The organism is Collinsella aerofaciens (genome assembly GCF_015556945.1).
In the GTDB taxonomy this organism is placed as follows: domain Bacteria; phylum Actinomycetota; class Coriobacteriia; order Coriobacteriales; family Coriobacteriaceae; genus Collinsella; species Collinsella aerofaciens_AO.
Genome location: NZ_JADNNH010000061.1, coordinates 1 through 1,537, shown reverse-complemented (window position 1 = coordinate 1,537; position 1,537 = coordinate 1). Strand labels below are relative to the sequence as shown.

1 protein-coding gene is annotated in these 1,537 nt (G+C 70.7%); it reads right to left on the bottom strand.

Annotation, left to right across the window (positions count from 1 at the left end):
• Positions 1-105: 105 nt before the first annotated feature.
• On the bottom strand, positions 106-1,272 hold the full coding sequence (locus tag I2F59_RS09815; protein WP_195504013.1) for an IS110 family RNA-guided transposase: 1,167 nt from the start codon (positions 1,270-1,272) through the stop codon (positions 106-108).
• Between the last annotated feature and the right edge of the window lie 265 nt (positions 1,273-1,537).

The following is a 1,537-nucleotide window of genomic DNA, read 5'->3' as shown; positions in this document are numbered from 1 at the left end:
GTCTCTATAGTTTTGTCAACCGCGTGCTTCGCGCCATTTCGGCATGACGCATCCGGGCGCCTGGCGCCCCCGCTTGGTTTCCTCTTCGGTTGATCCCGCCGCCCGCTAGGCCGCGTACGGGACGGCGTCGCGCATGATCGCATATATGACCTTGAGCCTCTTCCTCGCGACCGCCTTCAGCGCCTTGCTGTGCCTCATCCCCCTCGCCCTGCACTCCCCGTAGTACCTCCCGAACCTGTTGTCCGTGCCGATGAGGGAGTTGCAGCTGAATATGAGCAGGTTCTTGAGCTGCCTGTTCCCGCCGTGCTGAGGCGACGTCGACCTGATGCTGCTCCCGGAGCGCCTGTCTGACGGCGCCACGCCGCAATAGCTCGCGAGCTCGTCGTGCCCCCTGAAGGCGGATATGTCGATCGACGTCACCAGCGCCGCGGCGGTCTTGGGGCCGATCCCGGGCACCGTGAGGAGGCACTCGTAGACCTCGTCGCCCGCCAGTGAGTCGGCCACGAGCGAGTCGAGCTCCTCGATGTCGGCGTCGAGGGAGGCTATCTCCCGGGCGAGCATCCGGACCGCGACGTCCTCGCCGGCCGGGAGCCGCCTTCCCGAGCGCGACGAGGCCAGCAGCGCCTCCCAGAGCCTCCTGGCCCCCGCCGCGGGGGCGCCCGCGCGCCTGGCTGCGTTCGAGAAACTGCGCCAGCCGGCGGCCGAGCACCCGGCGGCCCCGCCGAACTCGGCCAGCATCGACACCTGCCAGCGGCTCGACGGGTCGACCGCGCCCTCGAGCGCGGGGTCGGCCTCGAGCAGGGTCGCGCGCAGCCTGTTCTTCGCGCGGGTCCTGGCGGACGACGCGAACTCGCGCTGCGACGACAGGATCCGCAGCGAGGCGGCCCCCTCGGGCTCCTCGGGCGCCGGCCTGAGGGCGCGGGGCACGCCGAGCGCGGTGCGCGCGATCACCTCGGCGTCGATGGCGTCGGTCTTCGCGATGCCGGGGAACATCCCGCGGGCCTGCTTCTCGGCATATCCGGGCAGGTAGGCGCAGGGGTTCCCGTGCGCATGGGCGCGCGCGAGGACCAGCGCGCCGATGTTTCGCTTCTGGTCGACGACGACCAGCGCGCCGGAGCCGGCCCGCTCGAGCAGCCGGTCGATGTCGTCGGGCCTGTTTGCCAGCTCGGCCCTGAAGGCGACGCCTCCTCCCGCATCGAGCGCGCACGCGCTGTGCGAGCTCTTCCCGACGTCGATCCCCAGGTAGGCCACGGGCGTCTCTGCTGCAGGCATGGTGTATCCTCTCCCTTGAGCCGGCCGTTAGCCGCGGAAGCGACACCCACATTACCCGGCCGTGGCCCGGTCCGGGCCCGGCACATCTCTATCAGTCGTTCCCCGCGGCCCCTCCCGCCCCGGCGGCAACACGTCCCGGGCCCTCTACGGGGCAGGGGCTGACGGCCGTCCGGGGCGGTCGGCCAGCGACCACCGGTACGGCTCAATCGTATAGCCGTGCAACGGAAAAGAGCCGCCCTTTCGGACAACTCAAACTGTAATGGGG